At 67.6% G+C, this 19,082-nt stretch carries 19 protein-coding genes and 1 pseudogene; 8 read left to right on the plus strand and 12 right to left on the minus strand.

The features are described 5' to 3' along the window. Nucleotides 1–10 precede the first annotated feature (10 nt). Nucleotides 11–829 carry a response regulator gene (locus F9Z44_RS15600; protein WP_159607652.1) on the minus strand — a complete coding sequence of 273 codons (819 nt, stop codon included), beginning with the start codon at nt 827–829 and terminating at the stop codon, nt 11–13. Next, on the minus strand, nt 826–2,520 hold the full coding sequence (locus tag F9Z44_RS15605; RefSeq protein WP_159607654.1) for a hybrid sensor histidine kinase/response regulator: 1,695 nt from the start codon (nt 2,518–2,520) through the stop codon (nt 826–828). Before F9Z44_RS15605 ends, F9Z44_RS15600 begins: the two co-directional genes overlap by 4 nt. 163 nt (nt 2,521–2,683) lie before the next feature. Here F9Z44_RS15605 and F9Z44_RS15610 point away from each other — a divergent pair, with 163 nt between their 5' ends. Together F9Z44_RS15610 and F9Z44_RS15615 are read left to right on the plus strand one after the other, a co-directional pair. After that, nucleotides 2,684–4,054, plus strand: coding sequence for a PQQ-dependent sugar dehydrogenase (locus F9Z44_RS15610; RefSeq protein ID WP_159607656.1), 1,371 nt, complete (start codon nt 2,684–2,686; stop codon nt 4,052–4,054). Nucleotides 4,055–4,072: 18 nt separating this feature from the next. Continuing rightward, nucleotides 4,073–4,480: a DUF2177 family protein gene (locus F9Z44_RS15615; RefSeq protein ID WP_159607658.1), complete on the plus strand. Its 408-nt coding sequence runs from the start codon at nt 4,073–4,075 to the stop codon at nt 4,478–4,480. A 21-nt stretch (nt 4,481–4,501) separates the two neighbouring features. Here the strand turns inward: F9Z44_RS15615 and F9Z44_RS15620 are convergent, their stop codons facing one another. The 3 genes and pseudogenes from F9Z44_RS15620 to mgtA form a co-directional block, all read right to left on the minus strand. Next, complete coding sequence (locus F9Z44_RS15620; protein ID WP_159607660.1) at nt 4,502–4,774, minus strand: DUF2934 domain-containing protein; 273 nt, start codon at nt 4,772–4,774, stop codon at nt 4,502–4,504. 180 nt (nt 4,775–4,954) lie between these two features. Continuing rightward, a pseudogene (locus F9Z44_RS15625) lies at nt 4,955–5,679 on the minus strand (alcohol dehydrogenase catalytic domain-containing protein). Further along, complete coding sequence (gene mgtA, locus F9Z44_RS15630) at nt 5,679–8,261, minus strand: magnesium-translocating P-type ATPase (protein ID WP_159607661.1); 2,583 nt, start codon at nt 8,259–8,261, stop codon at nt 5,679–5,681. The pseudogene F9Z44_RS15625 and the gene mgtA overlap by 1 nt, the downstream one beginning before the upstream one ends. A gap of 198 nt (nt 8,262–8,459) precedes the next feature. Here mgtA and F9Z44_RS15635 point away from each other — a divergent pair, with 198 nt between their 5' ends. The 4 genes from F9Z44_RS15635 to F9Z44_RS15645 all read left to right on the plus strand — a co-directional run bounded on the left by F9Z44_RS15635 (nt 8,460) and on the right by F9Z44_RS15645 (nt 10,905). Then, nucleotides 8,460–9,281 carry a universal stress protein gene (locus F9Z44_RS15635; RefSeq protein ID WP_159607662.1) on the plus strand — a complete coding sequence of 274 codons (822 nt, stop codon included), beginning with the start codon at nt 8,460–8,462 and terminating at the stop codon, nt 9,279–9,281. A gap of 105 nt (nt 9,282–9,386) precedes the next feature. After that, nucleotides 9,387–9,512, plus strand: a complete 126-nt coding sequence (locus F9Z44_RS23170; RefSeq protein ID WP_268894195.1) for a hypothetical protein — start codon at nt 9,387–9,389, stop codon at nt 9,510–9,512. Between the two features lie 7 nt (nt 9,513–9,519). After that, nucleotides 9,520–9,828, plus strand: a complete 309-nt coding sequence (locus F9Z44_RS15640) for a hypothetical protein (protein WP_236574158.1) — start codon at nt 9,520–9,522, stop codon at nt 9,826–9,828. A 93-nt stretch (nt 9,829–9,921) separates the two neighbouring features. Continuing rightward, entirely contained in the window at nt 9,922–10,905 is a 984-nt protein-coding gene (locus tag F9Z44_RS15645; protein ID WP_236574159.1) for a hypothetical protein, read from the plus strand. 273 nt (nt 10,906–11,178) lie between these two features. Here F9Z44_RS15645 and F9Z44_RS15650 read toward each other — a convergent pair whose 3' ends face one another. From F9Z44_RS15650 to groL, 5 genes are all read right to left on the minus strand, one after another. Beyond that, nucleotides 11,179–11,604: a c-type cytochrome gene (locus F9Z44_RS15650; RefSeq protein WP_159607663.1), complete on the minus strand. Its 426-nt coding sequence runs from the start codon at nt 11,602–11,604 to the stop codon at nt 11,179–11,181. Beyond that, entirely contained in the window at nt 11,604–12,032 is a 429-nt protein-coding gene (locus F9Z44_RS15655; protein ID WP_159607664.1) for an Hsp20/alpha crystallin family protein, read from the minus strand. Before F9Z44_RS15655 ends, F9Z44_RS15650 begins: the two co-directional genes overlap by 1 nt. A gap of 149 nt (nt 12,033–12,181) precedes the next feature. After that, the gene (locus F9Z44_RS15660; protein WP_159607665.1) at nt 12,182–12,643 is read right to left on the minus strand and encodes a CBS domain-containing protein; all 462 of its coding nucleotides are present in this window, start codon (nt 12,641–12,643) and stop codon (nt 12,182–12,184) included. Nucleotides 12,644–12,690: 47 nt separating this feature from the next. Beyond that, on the minus strand, nt 12,691–13,344 hold the full coding sequence (locus tag F9Z44_RS15665; protein WP_159607666.1) for a BON domain-containing protein: 654 nt from the start codon (nt 13,342–13,344) through the stop codon (nt 12,691–12,693). A 317-nt stretch (nt 13,345–13,661) separates the two neighbouring features. Continuing rightward, entirely contained in the window at nt 13,662–15,296 is a 1,635-nt protein-coding gene (gene groL / locus F9Z44_RS15670) for a chaperonin GroEL (RefSeq protein ID WP_159607667.1), read from the minus strand. A 209-nt stretch (nt 15,297–15,505) separates the two neighbouring features. Here groL and F9Z44_RS15675 point away from each other — a divergent pair, with 209 nt between their 5' ends. Together F9Z44_RS15675 and chrA are read left to right on the plus strand one after the other, a co-directional pair. Then, entirely contained in the window at nt 15,506–16,426 is a 921-nt protein-coding gene (locus F9Z44_RS15675) for a chromate resistance protein ChrB domain-containing protein (RefSeq protein WP_201449975.1), read from the plus strand. Further along, complete coding sequence (gene chrA, locus F9Z44_RS15680; protein WP_159607668.1) at nt 16,423–17,763, plus strand: chromate efflux transporter; 1,341 nt, start codon at nt 16,423–16,425, stop codon at nt 17,761–17,763. The genes F9Z44_RS15675 and chrA overlap by 4 nt, the downstream gene beginning before the upstream one ends. Nucleotides 17,764–17,773: 10 nt before the next feature. Here chrA and F9Z44_RS15685 read toward each other — a convergent pair whose 3' ends face one another. Both F9Z44_RS15685 and F9Z44_RS15690 read right to left on the minus strand, forming a co-directional pair. Continuing rightward, the gene (locus F9Z44_RS15685) at nt 17,774–18,298 is read right to left on the minus strand and encodes a hypothetical protein (RefSeq protein WP_159607669.1); all 525 of its coding nucleotides are present in this window, start codon (nt 18,296–18,298) and stop codon (nt 17,774–17,776) included. Between the two features lie 134 nt (nt 18,299–18,432). Further along, entirely contained in the window at nt 18,433–18,963 is a 531-nt protein-coding gene (locus F9Z44_RS15690; RefSeq protein ID WP_159607670.1) for an Mpo1 family 2-hydroxy fatty acid dioxygenase, read from the minus strand. Between the last annotated feature and the right edge of the window lie 119 nt (nt 18,964–19,082).

A 19,082-nucleotide genomic window follows, 5' to 3' on the forward strand; every position in this document is an offset into this window, starting at 1 on the left:
CCCTCTGGACTCAAGGGAGGATCTCGACCCCGAAGCCGCGGTACCCGATGAAGTTGCAGCTGCCATCGAACATCGGCGTGCCGCTGACGCGGTAACGCCGCGCCGTGCCGTCGGACTGGTTGTGCTGCAGCAGCACATCGAGGAACGGCGTGCGCGCCGAAATGCGGGCCTGCAGGGCTGCGCGCTGGATCGGGTCCCAGCCATCGGCCGGGACGGTTGTCGGTTCGTCCACCAGCGGGTCCACGCGCATGCCCAGCATTTCCAGCACCGGGCCCGAGACTTTGGTGAACCGGCCTTCGCTGTCCTGCTCCCAGTACCAGTCGGTGGCCAGTTCGGTGAGCGCGCGGTAGCGCGCCTCGCTCTCGCGCAACTCGGCGGTGCGTTCCCGCACCTGCAGTTCCAGGGCGTGGTTCAGGTTGGCCAGGCGCTGGTGGAGCAGCCGCACTTCCAGCAGGTTGTGGATGCGGGTCCTGACTTCGAGCATGTCGAAGGGCTTGCTCACGAAATCCTTGGCGCCCGACTGCAGGGCACGCAGCTTGTGGCCCGGCTGGGCCGTGATCACCAGCACCGGGATGTAGTCATCGATCGCGTTGGCCTTGAGCCCCTCCATCACCTGAAAGCCGTCCATCACCGGCATTTGCAGGTCGAGCAGGATGAGGTCAAACGGTGTGCGGCGGTGCATGCCGGTCACGGCGGCGGGGTCCATGGTGGAGACCACGTGGGTGTAGCCGGCGCTCTTGAGCATTTCCTCAAGCAGCATCACGTTGGACTCCTGATCGTCAACGATCAGGATGCGGGCTTGGAGGATGTCTTGGGCTGTGATGGTCATGTGATGTCGTGCGCGGTGGTGCCCTGTGCCTGGTTGGTCACCGCCAGGGCGGCGTCGATCGCGTCCATGAGCTGGTTGACCTTGATGGGCTTGGTGATGTAGTTGAAGAAGCCAGCCTCCAGTCCGCGCTGGATGTCGCGCGGCACGGCGTTGGCGCTCAGCGCAATGATGGGAATGTGGGCGGTGACGGGGTCCTTGCGCAGAAGCATCATGGCCTCGGTGCCGCTGATGCCGGGCAGGTTGATGTCCATGAGGATAACGCTGGGTTTGTAGACCCGGGCGAACTCGATGCCCAGGCTGGCGTCGGCCGCGCCCAGCAGGCGCAGGTTGGCGCGGCGCGCCAGAATCTGCTCCACCAGCTCCAGGTTGGCCGGGTTGTCTTCCACGTACAGCACGGTCTGCATCGCCGCGCCATCCACGGCCTGGGGAAGCGGTTCCTCTGCGCTGATCTCCAGCGCCAGGCCCGGTGCGGTGGCCAGCGCCATCTCGACCCAGAACACGCTGCCCACACCGCGCAGGCTGTCGGCTCCGATCTCACCGCCCATGAGGTGCATCAGCCGCTGGGTGACCACCAGGCCGATGCCGGTGCCCTCTTCTCGTCCGCCCTCCTGGCCCAGGCGGTTGAACGGCTGGAACAGCTGGCTCACCTGCTCGGGCGTCAGGCCCGCGCCGGTGTCGCGAACGCTGATGCGCAAGGTGCCGGGCGAAGCTTCCGCGCATTCCACCGACACATGGCCGGACGGCTGGTTGTACTTGATGGCGTTGAACAGCAAATTGATCAACACCTGCTTGAGGCGCGTGCGGTCGGCTTTGACATAGCTGTGCGCCGGCAGGCGCGGGAAGGCCATGCCGATGCTGCGCTGACGGGCCTGCGACTCCACCATGGAGCGGCATTCCATCAACACCTCTTGCAGCGAGACCGGCTCCACCGACAACGACAGCTTGCCCGACTCGATGAGTGCGAGGTCGAGGATTTCGTTGATCAGGTCCAGCAAATACCAGCCGGCCTTGAGGATCTGGTCGATGCTGCGTTTCTGCGTGGGTGTGAGCGCGGGCGTGCCCGACTCCACCAGCTGCGCAAAACCCAGGATGGCGTTGAGCGGCGTGCGCAATTCATGGCTCATGCTGGAGAGGAAATCGGATTTGGCCAGGTTGGCCTTTTCCGCGGCGGCCACCGCCTCGTTGAGCTGCACCTCAACCCGCTTGCGCGCGGAGTTGTCGGTGGCGATCAGCAGGTAGCCGATCAGGTTGGCCGCGTCGTCCCGCAGCGCGGTGATCGACACGATGGCCGGAAAACGGCTGCCATCCTTGCGGATATAGGTGAGCTCATAGATGTCCTCGATGCCGCGCGAAGCCTTGAACGCCAGCGCTTCAAAACCCGGAGCAATAGTCGTTTCCAGTTCGGCGCTGAGCGCCACCGCGCGGGCCGTCACCTCCATCGGATCGTGGATGTCGCTCGGGCTGATGCGGTTGACCACCTCCTCGGCGCGGTAGCCCAGCATGTGCTCGGCACCCACGTTGAAGATCTGGATGATGCCCTCCTCGTCGGTCGCGATGATGGAGAAGTTGGCGCTGTTGAGGATGGCGTTTTGCAGCGCACCGGCCTTGAGCAGGGCACTGCGGCGGCCCGCCTCGGACTGTTCGCCGGTGCCGGCGGGCGGGTGGGTCGGGGCAGTTCTGTTCTCGGACATCGGGTCTTTGCTGGTTGCGGCGCGGCCGGGAGCGGACACGCCAACCTGAACCTACGCACCCCCGGATCGTCCGTCCGTGCGCTAGCCCACATAGGCGCTCCAGGCCAGTGGCGCCAGGGGTTTTTGCATGGACATGCGGCGCCACCCGGCTTAGGCTGCGCGCATGACCCAAGCCCCCCGACACACCCTTTTCCTGCGGCGGGCTCGCGCCCCCGGCGCGGGCCACCGCCACGCGTGGCTGGCTGCGGCGGTGGCCTCGCTGCTCCTGCTGGGCGCCTGCGCCGAATCGGCCAGGCTCACCGTGGCCCAAGGCACGGGCCCCGCCCCCACCCTGCCCGAACCCACCACCACCCTGATTCCCACGGTCAACATCGCGCCGGCCAAGGGCTGGCCCACCGGCGCCACCCCGGTGCCCGCTGCGGGCCTGGGCGTGGTGGCGTTCGCCGCGGGCCTGGACCACCCGCGCTGGCTGCTGGTGCTGCCCAACGGCGACGTGCTGGTGGCCGAGAGCAATGCACCGCCCAAGCCCGCCGGCAGCACCGGCCTGATGGACTGGATTGCCGGCCAGGTGATGCAGCGCGCCGGTGCGGGCGTGCCCAGCGCCAACCGCATCACCCTGCTGCGCGACGCCAACGGCGACGGCGTGGCCGAGACCCGCTCGGTGCTGTTGCGCGATCTGCGCTCACCCTTCGGCATGGCCCTGGTGGGTGAGCGCCTGTATGTGGCCAACGCCGACGCGGTGGTGAGCTACCCCTACCGCACGGGCGACGCCACCATCACCGCGCCCGCCACCGAACTCGTGAAGCTGCCCGCAGGCGTGAACCACCACTGGACCAAGAACCTGCTTGCCAGCACCGATGGCAACACGCTCTACGTGAGCGTGGGCTCCAACAGCAATGTGGGCGAACGCGGCATGCAAGCCGAGGTGGGCCGGGCCGCGATCTGGGCGGTGGACCTGAAGACCGGCGCGCACCGCGTCTTCGCCTCTGGCCTGCGCAACCCGGTGGGCATGGCCTGGGACGCATCGGGCAAAACGCTGTGGACCGTGGTCAACGAGCGCGACGAACTCGGCAGCGACCTCGTGCCCGACTACCTGACCTCGGTGAAGGACGGTGGCTTCTATGGCTGGCCCTGGAGCTATTACGGCCAGACGGTGGACGTGCGGGTGAAGCCTGCGCGTCCGGACCTGGTGGCCACGGCTATCAAGCCCGACTACGCGCTCGGTCCACACACCGCGTCATTGGGTCTGGCATCGTCGGCCGGCAACGCGCTGGGCGCACCCTTTGCCAGCGGCATGTTCATCGGCCAGCACGGCTCGTGGAACCGCCGCCCGCACAGCGGCTACAAGGTGGTCTTCGTGCCGTTCCAGGGCAGCCAGCCAGCGGGCCAGCCGGTCGACGTGCTCACCGGTTTCCTGAGCGAGCAGGGTGAAGCGCTGGGCCGTCCCGTGGGCGTTGCGGTGGACACGCGCGGCGCGCTGCTGGTGGCCGACGACGTGGGCAATGTGATCTGGCGCGTGAGCCCAAAACCCTGAGCAACGCTGAAAGCACCGATGAACAAATACCTCGCCGCTTACGGCGGCACCGCCGTGGTGATGGTCGCGCTTGATCTCGTGTGGCTGGGCGTGATCGCCAAGCCCATGTACCAGCAGGGCATCGGCCACCTCATGGCCGCCGCGCCCAACGTGCCGGTGGCCGTGGTGTTCTACCTGCTGTTCGCGCTGGGCCTGGTGATTTTTGCCGTGGCGCCGCACAGCGGCCCCCACGGCTGGACCACCACGCTGACCCTGGCCGCGCTGTTCGGCTTCTTCACCTACGCCACCTACGACCTGACCAACTGGGCCACGCTCAAGGACTGGCCGTGGAAGCTCTCCCTGATCGACATGGCCTGGGGCACGCTGGTGAGCACGGCCTCGGCCGCGGGCGGCAAAGCCGCGCTGGACTGGGCCGTTCGGGGCTGAAATGCGGCGCCGTGGCCGCCGTCAGTGATCCAGGGCAGAGCACCCGGCGATGGCCCCGGAGGCCTCACGTGCCACCGCAGCCTCGGCCGCCAGCCAGTCGTCGACGTCGTGACCATGCACGCAGCCACGCGCCTCGTAGAGCGCATAGGCCGCTTCGTGGATGCGCCCTTCGCGTGAGGGCTCAAACCCGGGCCCGTCCGCACGCGCATGGCCATCGCCCTTCGCCATCACCGCCATCGGCGGCCGCTTGGCCACCGCTCGCGTGCGCACCGCACTGCCTGTGGTCTGCTTCATGCCTGTACTCCTGTGACTGTCTGTTGGACCTGGACCGCTGCTGTGTGACCACAGCCATGGGAAGGTGTCCAGCCTAGTGACACTGGCGTGCCGCGAATTGAGTGCACTCAATGCGAACGCCGATGGGCAGGTTTCATCCTCCACAGCGACAGCGTTCGGCGTCCAGACCTCGGCCCTGGCTCACATCACCAGGACCGCCGCACCTTGCAGCCGACCGGAGCGAAGGTCATTCAATGCTTCGTTGGCCTGTTCGAGCGGGTAGGTGGTGGTTTCGACGCGCAATGGCACGGCGGCCGCGAAGCTCAGGAATTCGGTGGCATCGGCCCGCGTGAGGTTGGCCACCGAGAGCAACTGGCGTTCCTGCCAAAGCAACCGGTACGGGAAACCCGGGATGTCGCTCATGTGGATGCCACCGCACACGCCACGTCCGCCCTTGCGCACGGCGCGCAGTGCAAGCGGCACCAGGGAGCCCACCGGCGCAAAGATGATCGCGGCGTCCAGCGGAGTCGGCGGCAACTCGTCCGACCCGCCGGCCCAGGCCACGCCCAGCGCACGCGCGAACATCTGGGCCGGCACATCGCCAGGGCGCGTGAAGGCGTGCACCTGCCGGCCCTGGTGTTGCGCGACCTGAGCGACCAGGTGCGCGGCCGCGCCAAGCCCGTAGAGCCCGAGCACCGCGGCGTGCCCACGTCCGGGCCCAGAGCCTCCACCACGCCGACGATCTCGTGACCCGGCACCCAGGGCAGACGGGGTGCCGGGAGTTCACCGTCCACCACATGCAGATCGGTCCGGCACACCGCGCACGCCTCGACCCGCAGGCGAACCTCGCCCGGGCCTGGCTCCGGCAGCGGTCGGGTTTCCAGTCGCAGCGCCTGACCAGCACCGTGCAGAACCATGGCGCGCATCATCCGTCTGCCCCGGAACGCGCCGCCCTGCGAGCGCGCAGACCGCGTGGTGCCAGGCGGGCATGGAAGAATCGCTTGCCGCCTTCGGCCAGCGCCAGGTAAGCCAGCACCAGGCCCGCCAGCCAGGCAAAAAAGACCGGTGGCGGTGGCTCCAGCTGGAACAGCGCGCTCAGTGGCGTGAAGGGCAGCGCCAGTGCGACCAGCACGACTCCCAGCGACACAGCGACCAGAACCGCGCTGGGTCGACTGGCCCAGGGCCTGCCCCGGGTGCGGATGACGAAGACCACCAGCACCTGGGTCACCAGCGACTCGATGAACCAGCCGGTGTGAAACAGCCGCTCGTTCGCGTGCAGCACCCGCAGCAGGATCCAGAAAGTCAGCGCATCAAAGGCGGAGCTGATCAGGCCGAACAGCCACATGTAGCGCTGGATGAAGACCATGTCCAGGGCGCGTGGGCGGCGCAGGTCGCTGGCGTCAACCCGGTCCAGCGGGAGGGCCGATTGCGACAGGTCGTACAGCACGTTGTTGAGCAGGATCTGTGTCGGCAACATGGGCAGAAAGGGCAGGAACAGCGAGGCGCCCGCCATGCTGACCATGTTCCCGACATTGGAGCTGGTGCCCATCATGATGTACTTCATGACGTTGCCGAAGGTGCGCCGGCCTTCGAGAACACCATCGTGCAAGACCGCGAGGTCGTGGTCCAGCATCACCATGTCGGCAACCTCGCGCGCCACGTCGACCGCCGAGTCCACCGTGATGCCCACGTCGGCGGAGTGCAGGGGTGGCGCGTCGTTGACGCCGTCCCCCAGGTAACCAACCACATGCCCACGCGCCTTGAGCGCCAGGATGATGCGGTTCTTCTGGGTTGGATTGACGCGGCAGAACAGCGTCGTGCGCCCGACCCTGGCCCGCAAGGCAGCCTCGTCCATGTGGGCGATCTCCTGCCCCGTCAGCACGCCCTTGACCGGCAGCTTCAGCAGCGAACACAGGTGCTGGGTGACCAGCTCACTGTCACCACTGACGATCTTGACCGCCACGCCGCTGCGGGCCAGCGCGGCCAGCGCAGCGCCAGCACCGGGTCTGGGCGGATCGATGAAGGCAGCGAAACCCGCGAACACCAGGTCGCGCTCGTCGCGGACATCGGCATGCGCGTGGTCGGGGGGCACCGCACGCCAGGCCACGCCGAGCACGCGCAGGCCCTCGCGCTCCAGGCCGTGGCAGCGCTCGCGCAGGGTCTGCCGCGTGAGCGCGTCCAGTGAGACCGGTGCGTCTGTCGCGCCCTGCTCATGGCGGCTGCACAGTGCCAGCACATCGTCGGGTGCCCCCTTGACCACCAGCCATCGCGCATCGCCCCGATCGACCAGCACCGAAACCCGCCGCCGCTCAAAGTCGAACGGCACCTCGTCAACCTTGCGCCAACCGGTCACATCCACGTCATGGCGGGCCAGGATGGCGCTGTCCAACGGGCTCTTGAGCCCACTTTCAAAGACGCTGTTGAGGTAGGCCAGCATCAGCACGCGGGTGCTGTCCTGGCCTTGCGCGTCCACGCAGCGCGCCAGGCTGATGGTGGCTTCGGTCAACGTGCCGGTCTTGTCGGTGCACAGCACGTCCATGGCGCCCAGGTCGTGGATCGCGACCATCCGCTTCACGATCACTCGCCGGCGGGCCATGCGCATCGCGCCGCGCGACAGCGTCACCGAAACCACCATGGGCAGCAGCTCCGGCGTGAGTCCCACCGCGAGTGCCACGGCGAACAGGAACGAGTCCAGCAGCGGTCGGTGAAGGGTCAGGTTGACCAGCATGACGAACAGCACCAGCAGCAGGGTGATGCGCGTGAGCAGCAGGCCAAACCGGTGCATGCCGTGCTCGAAGGCGGTCGCGGCTGGATCGACCAGGATGCTGTGTGCCACCTCGCCCAGGGCGGTCGAGGCCCCGGTGGCCACGACACACAGGCTCGCACTGCCACTGACCACGGTGCTGCCCATGAACGCCGCATTCAGGGCCTGCTGCAGTTCGGTGGCGTCCGCGCCCAGCACGCCAGGGCGCTTCTCCACGGGGTAGGACTCCCCCGTGAGCAGTCCCTGGTTGACGAAGAAGTCGAGTGCAACGACGAGGCGGCCGTCGGCGGGCACCCGGTCGCCAGCCGACAGCAGCACCACATCGCCCGGCACGAGCGCAGCGACCGGAATGACCTGTGGCTGGCCATCGCGCACAACCGTGGCGCGAAGCGCCACCGATGCGCTCAGCTGTTCCACCGCCCGGGTGGCGCGGTGTTCCAGCACGAAGTCCAGTGCCACGCTCAACAGCACCATCGCCATGATGATCACGAAATTCATCACATCACCGGTGGCGGCAGAGACCGCGCTGGCCACCAGGAGCGTGAGCACCAGCGGGTTGCGAAAGCGCGCAGCGAACTGCAGCACGACCGCTTTGTCCTGGCGGATCTCCAGCACGTTGGGGCCGAAGCGCGCCAGTGCCTCCCGGGCCTGCGCCTGCGACAGACCTGTGGTGGCTGGCGGTTCAGGGCCCAGCCACCAGCTCGACGCCGCAGCGGTGAAAGGGGTCGAGGTGGGAGGGTTCATGCTCGCGATGGAGATGCTTCGCGCAAGGGCGTGAAGGCACAAGACTAGGCGGCTGCATGACCATGGCGCTTGCGTTTGCTCAATACATGTCGCGCCGGCGGTGCCATTCAGGGTCAGGCGCATTGACGCTGCGCAACGCATTTCAATCGAAGAGGCGTAATTTCCATCGGACTTCAACCCACATCCAGAGGAGTGCCCATGCAGACGCCCAAATCCATCCTGCTGCACCTCGACAGCTCCGCGCGCACGGCCGAGCGCGTCAAGGCAGCGCGTCGCCTGGCCGACGATTTCGAGGCCGAGGTCATCGGCCAGCCCTGTCTGCTCACCGCCTTGGTGCGCTACCCGTTTGCGATGGAGGGCGCGGCCGCGGCCATGGCGCTGATGCAGGAGCAGGACAAGGACGCGCTTGCCCGGATTCACAGCAGCTTCCTGCAGGCCGCTGGCGGCTCCACCCGGCTTCAGTGGGCCGAGCCCCTGGCCCAGGGGCCATGGGGCTTCGCGCGTCGCTCCCTGTATGCCGACCTGATGGTCCTGGGTCAACGCAATGCGGCCGATCCTGCCGCCGTGGAGCTGCCCTCGGACTTTCTGCCCAGCGTGCTGATCGAGAGTGCTCGACCGGCCCTGATCCTGCCCTACGCCGGCACCTTCGGCTCCATCGGGCAGAGCGTCCTGGTGGCCTGGAAGGAAACACGGGAGGCGGCACGGGCGGTTTCGGCGGCCCTGCCCTGGCTGCAGCGCGCGAATGAGGTGCACGTGGTGTCTTATGGTGAAGACGCCGGCATGTCCCTGGACTCGTTGCAGCGGTACCTGAAAGCCCAGGGCGTCAGCGCCACGAGCCACAACGGCGGCCCGGAACAAGGCGACGCCGGCAACCACCTGCTGTCGATGGCAACCGATGTGGGGGCGGACCTGCTCGTGATGGGCTGCTACGGGCATGGACGCGCGCGCGAGTGGGTGATGGGGGGCGTGACACGCACCGTCCTGGGGTCGATGACGCTGCCGGTGTTGATGTCGCACTGAACACCGGCCGACGGCCCGATGCGCCGGCGTTGAGCATGCTCAAGTGGCGAGGCGTCGCGATCCGTAGAGTAGCGGCCATGCTGTCACGCAACGGGAAATTCCACCATGCCCACCTTTGTACTTCTGACCCGCGCCGCCTTGCTGGTGCGCAGCCACGGCAAGGCCCGCACCGGGGCCATGCCCTGGCCCGATTTCAAGGCCAAGCTGTGTGCCCCGGCTGAAGAAGCCTGAGAAGACCATGAAGTTGCGCCGGCGCCAACCACCACCGCCGCTGCGGCGCACGAGGGCTCTGGTCGAAGCGCTCGAAACGCCCTTCCTCCTTCGTCCCGATGGCGTCTATTGGCGCGCGCCGGACGGTCACCAGGAGTTTGGCCCGTTTGCCACAGTGGAGGCTGCCCGCATCGACATGAACACGGGCACGCAGGAACTGCAAGCCGACGAGTCGCTTGCGCAGGTCGAGGAACAAATCGGCCTGGCCACCTGGCTGGACCCCGAGACGGGTGAGCCAGCCGAAGGCGGGTCACCACCCCACCTGGAGGAACCCTGAACATGCGAGCGGATCGCGCCCGCGCAGCGCAACGCGCGCGCTCGGCCTGCCACCAGGACGGGATGCCCTGGCCGGGCGGGCCGGATTGAAGCCGTGCTGCAAGGCCTTCCCGTTGAGCGCTTCGATGTCTGTAACGGCGATGCCGATGGCCTGTGCGCGGTGCGGCAATGGCGGCTACACGACCCGTCGGCAGCCCGCTTGATCACCGGACTCAAGCGCGACATCGCGCTGCTGCAGCGCGTGCCCAGCACCGGCGCCAGCGAGGTGCTGGTGTGCGACCTGTCGATGCAGCGCAACCGCGCGGCCCTGGACCGCCTGCTGGACAGTGGCGCACATGTGCGCTGGTTCGATCACCACTGGAGCGGTGATGTGCCGGTGCACGAAGGCCTTCAGGCCCATCTGGATTTCAGCAGCACCGTCTGCACCAGTCTGCTGATGGACCGGCACCTGGGCGGACGCTACCGCGCGTGGGCCCTGGTGGGTGCCTATGGCGATGAGCTCACCGCCGTGGCCGACCAGCTCGGGGCAGCCTCGGGGCTGGACACGCTGCACCGCGCCTTGCTGCGGCGCCTGGGCCTGGCCATCAACTACAACGCCTACGGCGAAGACCCATCGGATGTGTGCATCGCACCGGCGGATTTGTACGAACGCCTGGCGCGCCACGCCTCACCGTGGACGCTGCTGCGCGACGAGCCGGTGATCCACGACATCGAGGCCTGCCGGCGGCGCGACTTCCGCGTGGCGATGAGCGTCAAGCCTCACTGGGACAGTGCACAAGCCCGGGTGTTGGTGTTGCCCGCCGCGCCGTGGAGCCGACGTGTCTCGGGCTTCCTGGCCAACGCCCTGGCCGCCGTGCACCCTGCACAAGCCCAGGCGGTGGCCACCGAGCGGCGCGATGGCGGCTTCTCGGTGAGCGTGCGTGCGCCAAGGGCATCGCCATTTGGCGCACATGCCTTGTGCCAGCGCTTCGGCGGCAGCGGACGCAGCGCCGCCGCCGGCATCGACGCCCTGCCGGCGAACGCGCTGGAGACTTTCGTGCACGCGCTGTCGCAAGCGCGCTGGGACGCCACATGTTGATCTTCTCGCTCGATCCGGGCACCGATCTGGCGCGGACCGTGGACATGTGTAAGTCGGCGAGCACCCGGACCAGCGCACCCACATCACCGGGCAGCACCGAGCCCCGTGCCAATCAATGGCGTTCCCTGACTGCAATGCAGGGCCACCACGCCCAGGCAGACAGCCGGCGCAAGGCGGGCACTGAGGTGAACCTCCTCACGGCAAAAGACGGTGCGAACAGCCAGGCTCGTGAAATCCAGGAAGGCATGGCACACCGTATCGCGGCTTGCAGCGCTACCGCTGCAGACGTTCGAGGTGGTCGACCAGGTCCAGGATGCGCCGCAGCGCGGCGTCTTCGGCCAGTTGCGGGCTGCCACCCGACTGCGTGAAGCGTTCAACGTAGGTGTTGCCCCAGATAGGCATCTCGCGCGAACCGTGCGGTCCGATCGCGGGGGATGCGCGACCATCGATCAGCGTGACCAGCCGATCGCGCGGGAACACACCGCCGTTGCGCTGCGCCAGCCTTGAGAGGTCGGTCGGAGGCGTCACCAGGTAACGCACCACCGGGCCGTCGCCCCGTCCGCTGGCGCCGTGGCAACTGGCGCAGCTGTTCTGGTAGTCCCAGCGACCAGGGTCACTCCTGGACTGGGCCTGCACAGAGGCGGCCAGCGCCAGCAGCACGGTCAACGCGATCCAGCGTGGTGTCGTGGTGCCCGACATCACTGCACCGCGATGCGTTTGCTGGAGGTGTTGGCCTTCTTGGGCAGGGTCAGCGCCAGGATGCCGTCCTTGTAGTTGGCCTCGACCTTGCCCTCATCCACCGGGCAGGCCAGCGTGAAGGTGCGGCTGGCATAGCCCTCCTGGCGTTCGTGGCGCAACATGCGCCCACCCTTGTCCTTTTCTTCCTTCTCCGTCTTCACCTCGGCGCTGATGGTGACCACGTTGCCATCAATGCGCACGTCGATGTCGTCCTTCTTCACGCCGGGAATCTCCGCCTTGACGGCGTAGCTGCCGTCCTGCTCGGAGAGATCGATCTTGATGCGGGGCGCGCCTTCCGGCATCTCGAAACGCCACGGACGCATGAGCGAGCGAAAGGTGTCGTCGATGGGATCGAGTGCAAACGGATCCAGGGTGCGAAGTTGGCTCATGGTGTTGCTCCTGTTGAACTGTGGAAATGGATCGCCTGGCAGGTCTGCGGCAAGGCGGCAGCGTGCAGACGCAGAACGATGTTGGAGCGACACTGCCCTGGCACCATTGAGCGAACGCAACAGGGACGCAGTTGGCAGCAGCGACTCAATCACGCCCGCTCGCGCCGCTCCCGCAGGCACTCTGTCTCGACCACCGACGCGATCTCGCGCAGTTGCTCGGCCATCACGGCGAGCAGGTCGTCCAGCGTCACCAGCCCGATCAGCACCCCGTGCGCCTTGACCACCGGCAGGCGGCGAATGCCCTTGCGCCGCATCGTCACCAGCATGTCCTTGATCGAGTCGTCTTCCAGAACGCTGATCAGTTCTCTGCTCATCACGTCGCCCACCGTGAGCTCGGTTGGGTCGAGTTCGTTGGCCACCACCGCCGTCACGATGTCGCGGTCGGTGAACATGCCCACCACCAGACGCCCCGCGGCGGTTTCGTCGACCACCACCAGACAGCCCACGTGCCGCTCGCGCATGAGCTGCGCAGCCTGCACCAGCGACAGGCCGCGCTCGGCGATCACCACGATGCGGTTGCAAATGTCGCCTGCCAGCATCTTTTCACGCATGTTGCTCTCCGGGTTCGTCGGTGAGGACAGGCTGCACAGGTCGGACCTCAGGGGCTCACCCGCAGCTCGTTGTCGACCCGCGTGATGCCTGGCGCCGACCAGGCCGCGCCTTGCGCGGCCACCCGCTCGGCCAGCGAATGCACCGAGCCGCGCAGGACCGCGGTGGAGCCATTGACCTGCACCTCGATGCCCTTGGCCTCGCGTTCGGCCTGGCGAGCAAGCGCGTCGCGGATGCGGGTGCTGATGTTGCCCGGCGTGGTGCGCGGCTTGAGCGCGATGGCGTTGTTGACGCCCACCACACCGACCAGGGGCCGCACCAGGTTGGCGGCAGCGGCGCGCTGGTACTCCCAGTCGACTTCACCACTGAGCGTGACCCAGCCTCTCTCCACCTTGGCCTGGACGCGGTCGGCCGGCACCGAGGTGTGCCAGGCGAACGCCGTCTCCACCGCGTGGGCGATCTCGGAGTCGCTGCGCGCACTGCCGGCGGTCAGCTTGACGTCGATCTCCACCGCCACGGCACGCACGCCGGCCACGCGCTGGACCACCTTCTCCACCTCGTACTTCTCCACGAAGGTGTCCAGGTGGCCCGACAAGGTGACCACCCCGTCCTTGACCGCCACACCCACCTCGGCGGCGTTGATCGAAGGGTCCCATTCGAGTTCGGCTTCCACGTCCTTCTTGAGCTGTGCATCGGTTTTCATGTTCACCCTTTCTGTTGCATCGCCAGGTTCGGAAACAAGATGGCCCGCCATCCTCTCGAATGGCGGGCCATGGTGAAGGTCCCCGGCAATGCCCTCTCGGGTTTGGCCGGTCTGAGGTTGCCTTCATCCCTCCATGGTGTGGGAACACACCAGGAAAACTCCCCCTCAGGGGATTCCTCACTTGGCCTCTGCGTTCCGGCTTCACCCAGAAGGGCATCGGCAAACCCAGTGTGCGCGGGCACCACGCCTTCGGCATTGAGCGTGCTCAATGGAACCCCGTGTTGCGCACAGACGGTGCGGCTTGAATCGACTTGCGCTCAGAAGTCGGGAAGGGCCGCATCGGCACCACCTGGCTCACCGCGGTCGTGCGGCTTGGGTGCGTTGGCGATCATGCAGTCGGTGGTCAGCACCAGGGCTGCGATCGAGCCTGCGTTCTGCAGGGCCAGGCGGGTCACCTTGGCGGGATCGATCACCCCCATCTGAAGCATGTCGCCGTAGGCCAGCGTGGCGGCGTTGTAGCCGTGGTTGCGCTCGGTCGCATCGTCCACCCGCTGCACCACCACCGAAGGCTCGACGCCGGCGTTGGCAGCGATGCAGCGCAGGGGCTCCTGCAAGGCCTGCTCGACCAGCCGGATGCCCGAATCGTGGTCGAGCGTGGGTCCGCGCAGCGCCTGCAGCACGCGACGCGCCCGCAGCAGCGCCACACCTCCGCCGGGCACCACGCCTTCCTCAATCGCGGCGCGCGTGGCGTGCAACGCGTCTTCCACGCGGATCTTGCGTTCCTTCAGCTCGGTCTCGGTGGCCGCACCCACCTTGATCAGGGCCACACCCCCCGAGAGCTTGGCGATGCGCTCGTCCAGCTTCTCGCGGTCGTAGTCGGAGGTGGTGGTCGTGCGTTCCTTGCGCAGGTTGGCCACGCGCTCGGCAATCGCCTGCGGGTTGCCGGCGCCACCAATGAGCGTCGTCTCATCCTTGCTCACCTCCACCCGCTTGGCCCGGCCCAGGTCGGCGAGCTGGAGTTTGGCCAGCGACAGACCGACCTCATCGCTGACCACGGTGCCCCCGGTGAGCGCGGCGATGTCCTGCAGCATGGCCTTGCGACGATCGCCAAAGCCGGGCGCCTTCACCGCGCAGGTCTTGAGGGTGCCGCGCATGGTGTTGATGACCAGCGTGGCCAGTGCATCGCTGTCGATGTCTTCCGCGATCACCAGCAGCGGTTGGCCGCTCTTGACCACTTCTTCCAGCAGGGGCAAAAGGTCTTTCAGGGAGGACAGGCGCTTGTCGCACAGCAGGATCAGCACCTCGTCGAGCAGGGCGGTCTGGCGCTCGGGGTTGTTGATGAAGTACGGGGAGAGAAAGCCGCGGTCGAACTGCAGGCCCTCCACCGCTTCGAGCTCGCTGCTCAGGCCGGAGCCGTCCTCGATCGAGATCGCGCCCTCGCGCCCGACCTTGTCGATGGCCTGGGCGAGCAGCTCGCCGATGGAGCGGTCGTTGTTGGCCGAGATGGAGGCCACGTGGGCGATCTCCTGGGAGTCGGCGCAGGGCCTGGCCATGTTGCGGAGCTCGGCCACCACCGCGTCGATGGCCTGTTCCATGCCGCGTTTGAGTTCCATGGCGTTCATGCCGCCCGAGAGGTAGCGCAGGCCTTGCAGGATCATGGCGTGGGCCAGCACGGTGGCGGTGGTGGTGCCGTCGCCGGCCATGTCGCTGGTGCGCGAGGCCACTTCGCGCAGCAACTGTGCGCCCATGTTCTCGAAGCGGTCCTCAAGCTCGACCGAGCGCGCCACGATCACCCCCGAATTGACGATCTGCGGTGGGCCGAAATCGCGCTCCAGGATCACGGTGCGCCCGCGTGGGCCCAGCGTCACCCGCACCGCTTCAGCCAAGGTATCGACGCCCCGGCGAATGCGGGCGCGCGCGTCGTCGCGAAACAGCAGTTGTCGTGCAGCCATGATCGTCGCGGCTCCTCAATGAGGGTTCAACCGGTTTGGTGGAGCGCCATTGTTGGGCGCACTGGCACCGCTTCCATTGAGCCTGCGCAATCCCTCCGTGGCGCCACCCGGGCGCTGCTGCTACCATTTGCCCACGGGAAAACAGCCTCCCGGATCTTGACGAACAGATGGTGTCCCATCCAAGTGCTGGCCATACCCTGGAGCCATTCATGGACACCTCACGCTTCACCCCTGTTCGTTCTCCCATTCCCATTTCCCCCTTGTCCATTTCCCCACGCGAGCTCGCCGCGCGCATCGGCATGCCCGCTGCCCCGCTGATCCTCGATGTGCGGCGGGCCGCCCGATTCGAAGAGAGTCCCCGCCTGCTCGCCACAGCGCGCTGGTGTTCGCCCGAAGCCATCGCGGCACTGGCCGCTACCCCACCCACGGGTGACGTGGTGGTGGTGTGCGTGCATGGTCACGGCGTCTGCCAGGAAGCGGCCACCACGCTGCGGGCGGGCGGCTGGAACGCCCGGTTTCTCGCGGGCGGCTTCGAGGGCGGCGAGCCCGGCGTGGACACACCACAGGACATCGCCGAATGGCGGGCCGTGCGACCACCCAGCATCCGCAAACGCCCCGACCTGGGCGTGAACGGCGTGCAAGCTTCCACCTGGATCACGCGCGAGCGGCCCAAGATCGACCGCATCGCCTGCCCCTGGCTGGTGCGCCGTTTCATTGACCCTCGGGCCAGCTTCCTCTACGTGCCGACCGCTGATGTGCTCGCGCAGGCCGGGCGCCTGGGCGCGGTGGCCTTCGACTTCCCCGGCGCCCCCATCAGCCACGAGGGCGAGCTCTGCAGCTTCGACACCTTGATGCGTGCCTTTGATCTGCAGGACGACCCGGCACTGGCTGCGCTTGCGCGCATCGTGCGCGCGGCCGACACCGACCGCCTGGACCTCGCGCCACAGGCCGCGGGCCTGCTGGCGCTGTCGCTGGGCCTCTCGGCCCTGCACGCCAGCGACGACCCGGCGATGCTGGAGGCCGCCATGCCGGTGTACGACGCGCTCCTCATCTGGTGCCGCCAGGAAGTCACCGGCCAGACCGAACGTCACAACTGGAGCCCCGACACGATGAAAGCCACCCAGCCATGAGCGAGCGTCCCGCCCCCGTGTCGTTCGCCGAGGCCTTCTGGTTCTGGCTCAAGCTCGGTTTCATCAGCTTTGGCGGGCCCGCGGGCCAGATGGCCATCATGCACACCGAGCTGGTCGAGCGCCGCCGCTGGATCAGCGAGAAGCGTTTCCTGCACGCGCTGAATTTCTGCATGGTGCTGCCCGGCCCCGAAGCCCAGCAGCTGGCCACCTACATCGGCTGGCTGATGCACGGCACGCGCGGTGGCGTGGTGGCCGGCGCCCTGTTCGTGCTGCCCTCACTGTTGTTGCTGGTGTTGCTGTCGTGGATCTACATCGCCTTTGGCAGCCTGCCCGCGGTGGCCGCCGTGTTTTACGGCATCAAGCCGGCGGTGACCGCGCTGGTGCTGCACGCGGCGCACCGCATCGGCAGCCGCGCCTTGAGGAACCGCTGGCTCTGGGGCATCGCGGCGGCGGCCTTCGTGGCGATCTTCGCGCTGGACGCGCCCTTCCCCGCCATCGTTCTGGTGGCCGCACTCGTGGGCCACTGGGGTGGGCGGCGCTGGCCCCATGTTTTCGTGACGGGCGCAGGCCACACCGGCAGCACGCAGGCCCATGCACCAGCCCTGATCGACGACGACACACCGGCACCGGCCCACGCGCTGTTCACCCGCCGCCGGCTCGCCCGGGTGCTGGTGGTCGGCATCGGGCTGTGGGTGCTGGCCATGGCGGTGCTGGTGGCGCGCTACGGCGTGCAGGGCACGCTCACGCAGATGGGCTGGTTTTTCACCAAGGCCGCGCTGATGACCTTCGGCGGCGCCTATGCGGTGTTGCCCTACGTGTACCAGGGGGCTGTCGAGGAGTTCGGCTGGCTCAACGCGCAGCAGATGATCGACGGTCTGGCGCTGGGTGAAACCACGCCGGGTCCGCTGATCATGGTGGTGGCCTTCGTGGGTTTCATGGGGGGCTGGCTGCACCAGGTGCTCGGACCCGATTCGCTGTTCTGGTCGGGTGCGCTGGCGGCCTCGGTGGTGACCTACTTCACCTTCCTGCCGTCTTTCATTTTCATCCTGGTGGGCGGGCCGTTCATTGAAACCACGCACGGCAAGCTGAAGTTCACCGCACCGCTGACCGCCATCACCGCGTCGGTGGTGGGCGTGATCCTCAACCTGGCCATGTTCTTCGCGTACCACGTTTGGTGGCCACAGGGCTTCGCTGGTCCCTTTGACGCCCCGTCGGCAGCGCTCACGCTGCTCGCGGCGCTCGCCCTGTTCCGCTTCAAGGTGGGCGTGGTGCCCTTGATCGTGGTGTGCGGCCTGCTCGGGGTGGCCTGGCGGATGCTCGCCGTGGCCAGCGGCTGACGCGGCGCCGTCAGTGCCCGCCGGCCACGAATCGGTCGGCGCGCGCGGCCTGCATCACGGCAGGCAGGCTGTGCTGCATGGCCGATACCGGGCGTGCGCCGCCGAGCCAGTCGTTGGGGGTGACGAACCACAGCGCGAGCTCGACGTCATCCAGGACCGGACGCAGTTCGGCCAGCAGGGGCGCCATGCCATCCACCAGCGAAGCGGTGGGCAGGTCGAACTGGAACAAGGGGAACAACAGGCCCCAGGGACTGTCGAGCGAGACCACCGCGCGCGACACGATCCAGCGCGCCACCAGCGACACCGGCAACGACCCGGGCAGCCAGCCGGCCACCTCGCAGCGGTGACGGATCAGCTCGGCCAGGTCGTCGCCACTGACCAGACCGCCGGTGCCCGTGAACGCAGCGGCGGTGGAGAGCCAGTGCAGCGACACCTGGGCGTTGGTGCGTTGGGTGAAGATCGAACGCACGGCGCCCGGCAGACCCCGTTGGGCAGGTGTATCGGGCAGCTGGGACTGGGAGCGGGCGCGAAGCATGGGCATCTCCGGGGTGGACCGCCAGGCGTGGTTACCTGGCAAAGATGCAAGCCTCGGGCAAGGGGCCGAGTGGGTCTGTACGGTGACCAACCGATGGTGTGCGGCAACGCAACACACCCCCGGCGCAGGGCGGTCTATCTCGTCTGTGCGGACCCTGCGCGGCCCGAGCGGACAGGCCCCGCGCGCTGTTCGATCTCCGCTTCGAGTTCGGGACGCAGACCCAGCAGAAAGCCGGCCTCGGTCACCACGAACAGCGGCCCGATGATCAGGCCGCTGATGTCGTCCACGAAGGCTGGCTTGCGGCCTTCGAAGATGTGGCCGACGAACTGGATGATCCAGCCCACCACGAACAGCCCCACGCCCGCAGCGGCCCAGGCGCCCAGCGACAGAGGCGCCGTGGCCTTTGCCAGCCACAGGCAGCACAGCAGCAGCACGCCCATGACGGCACCCAGGCGCAGGTCGAGGCGGAGGTAGTACAGCGTGGCCGCGATCACGGCCAGCGTGGCGCCCGACACCGCCAGGCCAGCCACATCGAAGGTGGGGCGCGCGAGCAGCACCACCACCGCCAGCACGATCATGGGAATGCCCACGAAATGGGTGGCGATGTTGCGGCGGTCGCGGTGGTAGGTGGCGTACTGGCTGAGGTGGTCGGTGAGGGATTTCATGGCGGTTCTCCTGGGGCAGCGGGCCCGTGCACCATTGTGTCCAGCGCACACCTCGCTGACCATGGGGAATGCGATGAGCAGCGACCGGTCGGAGACACCGCGCGTGCCATCATGTCGGC

The sequence above is a fragment of the Hydrogenophaga sp. PBL-H3 genome, from assembly GCF_010104355.1.
Lineage (GTDB): Bacteria > Pseudomonadota > Gammaproteobacteria > Burkholderiales > Burkholderiaceae_C > Hydrogenophaga.